Source organism: Aquabacterium sp. UBA2148, assembly GCF_002328915.1.
GTDB lineage: Bacteria > Pseudomonadota > Gammaproteobacteria > Burkholderiales > Burkholderiaceae_C > Aquabacterium > Aquabacterium parvum.
On record NZ_DCXA01000172.1, the window covers coordinates 1,383 to 5,543 of the forward strand.

Consider the following 4,161-nt stretch of genomic DNA (forward strand, 5'->3'; position numbering starts at 1 on the left):
TTCACGTAGGCCAGGCCCGACTCCACGGCCGCCACGATGGAGACGATGGTCTCGATGCTGCGGCTGGCGGCGATGCCGATGCGGTCTCCCGCGACCAGTCCTGCGGCGCGCCAGGCATCGGCGCGGCGGGCCACGAGGTCGGCCAGCACCCGGTAGCTCAGCACCTGTTGGCCACTCGACAGCGCGGGGGCATCGGGCCAGCGCTGAGCGGCCCGCTGCAAGGTCTGGCGAAGGGGGAACAGGTGGCGGGTGGGCATGTCGGTGCTGGGGCGGTGGGCGGCCATCTCAGCGCACCGGGGCTGGTGGCAGGGTCAAGGGGCTTGGGCTAAAGTCCGGTGCCGTCACGCTGGGCTGGTAGGTGGGCTGAGTCATGACGTCCTGTCCTGTTTTCCGAGAGGTGTTTTTTTGTGTGGGAGGCAAGGCTCGATGCGGCCCGCCGGTGAGTGTCCGAAAATCCACGGAACTTACCTGTCCGCTGAACGGACGCCCTTGTTCATCTTATTTTGATTTCATCCTGCGTAACTACCTGTATCGGCCCCACGATTGAAGGGTGACAGGGCAGGTTTCGTCGATTTCCGTAGCAAATTTCTCTTGTGTCCGATTCCCCCACTGTCTCAACCCTCCCTGAAGCCTCGCCATGGCGCGCCTGCGTGGCGCCCATGCTCGATTGGACCGATCGCCATTGCAGGTATTTCCACCGCCTGCTGAGCAGCGAAGCGCGCCTCTACACCGAGATGCTGACCACCGGGGCCATCATCCACGGCGGCATGCACCGTTTCCTTGATTTCGATGAATTCGAGCACCCGGTGGCCCTGCAACTTGGCGGCAGCGAACCGGCCGACTTGGCCGAATGCGCCAGGCTGGCCTTGAAATGGGGCTACGACGAGGTCAACCTGAACTGCGGCTGCCCCAGCGAGCGCGTGCAGCGCGGCGCCTTCGGGGCTTGCCTGATGAACGAGGCCTCGCTGGTGGCCGACTGCATCAAGGCGATGATCGACGCCGTCGATGGCGACCCGAAGCTGCCCATCACCGTCAAGCACCGCATCGGTATCGACCAGAGCGAGTCCTACGACTTCGTGCGCGACTTCGTGGGCACCGTGGCCGAAACCGGCTGCCAAGTTTTCATCGTGCACGCGCGCAACGCCTGGCTCAAGGGCCTGAGCCCGAAGGAAAACCGCGAGATCCCGCCGCTGCGCTACGGCACCGTGCACCAGCTCAAGCGCGACTTCCCGCACCTGACCATCGTGCTCAACGGCGGCCTGGCCGACAACGCCGCCTGCCTGGAGCAACTGCAGCCCGACGCCGAGTTGCCTGGCGTGACGCTTGACGGCGTCATGGTGGGGCGCGCGGCCTATCACACGCCCTGGATCCTGTCGGAGTGGGACGAGCAGTTCTTCGGCCATGCCAAGCGCTCCGAGGCGCTGACCCGCGAAGGCGTGGAGGCCGCCATGGTGGCCTACGTCGAGCGCGAGATGGCGCGCACCAAGGGCTGGGCGCATGGCGAGGTGCGCTGGCACCAGGTCATCCGCCACATCCTGGGGCTCTACAACGGCCTGCCAGGCGCGCGCCGCTGGCGCCAGGTGTGGTCGGACCACACCTTGAAGAACGAGTTGCCCTCCAAGGTGATGCGACTGGCCCACCAGCGCCCCCCGCGCCGCGAAGATGAACCCGGCATGGGCCTTGCTGCTCAGGTGGGTTGACTCCACAAGTCCCATGACCGACACCCTTTCCGCATCTTCACGCCGCATCCTCCAGGGCGACCTGCTGGACTTCACCGACGACCCTGGCTTTGCCACGCCGCAGGAATCACCCGGCGTGCGCTGGCGCCCCGGCCATCGCGTGCTGATCGACGCCGGTCGCATCGCGGCGGTGCTGTCGCCCGATGAAGCCCTGCCGGCCGGCTGGGAAGGGGGGCCGGTGGAGCAGCAGGTGGGCAAGGTGATCCTGCCCGGCTTCATCGACACGCACGTGCATTGCCCGCAGCTCGACGTCATCGCCAGCTACGGCACTGAGCTGCTGGACTGGCTCAACACCTACACCTTTCCGGCCGAGCGGCGCTACGCCGATCCCGCCGTCTCTCGCGAAGGCGCTCATCGCTTCCTGAACGTCCTGTGGGCCCACGGCACGACCAGCGCCGTGGTTTTCCCGACGGTTCACAAAGTCAGCGCAGAAGCCTTGTTCGAAGCCGCCGAGGCCGCCCAGATGCGCTTGGTCACCGGCAAGGTGCTGATGAACCGATTTGCGCCCGAGGGCCTGCTCGATGACGTCGAACAAGCCGAGCGCGATTGCGTTGACCTGATCGACCGCTGGCACGGTCAGGGGCGCAACGCCTTTGCCGTGACGGTGCGTTTTGCGCCCACCAGCACCCCTGAGCAGCTGGCCATGGCCGGTCGCCTGTGCCAGACCTACGCCGGCACCTACATGCAGACGCACGTCGCCGAGAACCGCGACGAGGTCAAGTGGGTGATGGAGCTCTACCCCGACGCCCGCAGCTACCTCGACGTCTACGACCGCGACGGCCTGATCGGCCCGCGTGCGGTGCTGGCCCATGGCATCTGGCTGGACGAGCGCGACCGAGCCGTGCTGCGAGAACACGGTGCCCAGATCGCCCACAGCCCCAGCTCCAACCTGTTCCTGGGCAGCGGCCTGTTCGACTGGGCCCAGGCCCAGCGCGATGGCCTGCACGTGAGCCTGGCCAGTGACGTGGGCGGCGGCACCAGCCTGAGCATGCTGCGCAACATGCAGGACGCCTACAAGATCCAGGCCCTGCAAGGCACCCGCCTGACGGCTTGGAAGGCGCTCTACACCGCCACCCTGGGCGCCGCCCGAGCGCTGGGCCTGCAGGATGAAATCGGCGCCATCGAGCCCGGTCGCCATGCCGACCTCGCGGTGTGGGACTGGGCGCGCGACGACGTGTCCCGCCACCGCGACGGCCTGTGTCGAGAACTGCACGAACGCGTCTTCGTGTGGATGACCCTGGGCGACGAGCGCAACCTGCGTGAAACGCTGGTGGCCGGCCGCACCGTGTTTGCCGCCGCCGGCTGAGTCCGGCACACTGCTTCCATGGCCCGGCCGCGCTCCACGAGGGCGAGCGGGGCGATCTCCCCACGATTCAAGAACCCACCGGATCGACCATGACCCTGTCCGCCGACACCTTTGCCCGCATCCCCGCCGCGCGCTTGCCCGAGCTGCTGGCCGCCATGCCCAAGGCCGAGCTGCACCTGCACATCGAAGGCTCGCTGGAGCCCGAGCGCATCTTCGCGCTGGCCCAGCGCAACGGCGTGCAACTGAGCTACCCCAGCGTCGAGGCGCTGCGCCAGGCCTACGCCTTCACCGACCTGCAAAGCTTCCTGGACATCTACTACGCCGGTGCGTCGGTGCTGCTCAAGGAGCAGGACTTCCACGACATGGCCTGGGACTACCTGCTCAAGGCGAAGGCTGACAACGTCGTGCACGTCGAGATGTTTTTCGACCCGCAGACCCACACCGACCGTGGCGTGCCGTTCGAGGTCGTGATCAAGGGCCTGACCTCGGCCTGTGAGCGTGCCAAGGCGGAGCTGGGCGTGAGCGCCTCGCTGATCATGTGCTTCCTGCGCCACCTCTCAGAAGAGGCGGCGTTGGAGACGCTAGAGCAGTCGCTGCCGTTCAAGCACCTGTTCATCGGTGTGGGCCTGGATTCGAGCGAGCGCGGTCACCCACCAGAAAAGTTCGCGCGCGTGTTCGAGCGCTGCCGTCAGCTGGGCCTGCACCTGGTCGCTCACGCGGGTGAAGAAGGCCCACCCGAGTACATCGTCAACGCGCTGGACATCCTGCACGTCGAGCGCATCGACCATGGCGTACGTTGTGTTGAAGACCCGGAGCTGGTCAAGCGCCTGGCGCGTGAGGGCACGGCGCTGACGGTGTGCCCGCTTTCCAACATCAAGCTGTGCGTGTTCGGTGACATGGCCCAGCACAACCTGAAGACCCTGCTGGACGCGGGTCTGAAAGTCACCATCAACTCGGACGACCCAGCCTACTTTGGCGGCTACGTCAACCAAAACTACCTGGCCACCTTCGCGGCCCTGCCTCTGGGCGTGAGCGAGGCCTACACCCTGGCGCGCAACAGCATTGAGGCGAGCTTCGTGACCGAGCAGGCCAAAGCGGGCTGGCTGGCGCGGCTCG

General features: G+C 66.6%; 4 protein-coding genes. 3 read left to right on the forward strand and 1 reads right to left on the reverse strand.

Going from position 1 to position 4,161, the window contains the following annotated elements; all coding sequences use genetic code 11:
• Positions 1 to 284: AMP-binding protein (locus B2W70_RS09605; protein WP_286745186.1), on the reverse strand; the 284-nt coding region annotated here is incomplete at its 3' end.
• Between the two features lie 375 nt (positions 285 to 659).
• Here B2W70_RS09605 and dusA point away from each other — a divergent pair.
• The 3 genes from dusA to B2W70_RS09620 form a co-directional block, all read left to right on the forward strand.
• On the forward strand, positions 660 to 1,700 hold the full coding sequence (gene dusA, locus B2W70_RS09610) for a tRNA dihydrouridine(20/20a) synthase DusA (protein ID WP_414631046.1): 1,041 nt from the start codon (positions 660 to 662) through the stop codon (positions 1,698 to 1,700).
• 13 nt (positions 1,701 to 1,713) lie between these two features.
• Positions 1,714 to 3,045, forward strand: a complete 1,332-nt coding sequence (guaD, locus tag B2W70_RS09615; RefSeq protein ID WP_286745190.1) for a guanine deaminase — start codon at positions 1,714 to 1,716, stop codon at positions 3,043 to 3,045.
• 89 nt (positions 3,046 to 3,134) lie between these two features.
• On the forward strand, positions 3,135 to 4,161 hold a 1,027-nt coding region (locus B2W70_RS09620; RefSeq protein WP_286745191.1), incomplete at its 3' end, for an adenosine deaminase.

Excerpts from the sequence above, each read along its gene's own strand:
- dusA (WP_414631046.1), top strand. The coding sequence starts at position 660 with ATGCTCGATTGGACCGATCGCCATTGCAGGTATTTCCACCGCCTGCTG.
- guaD (WP_286745190.1), top strand. The coding sequence starts at position 1,714 with ATGACCGACACCCTTTCCGCATCTTCACGCCGCATCCTCCAGGGCGAC.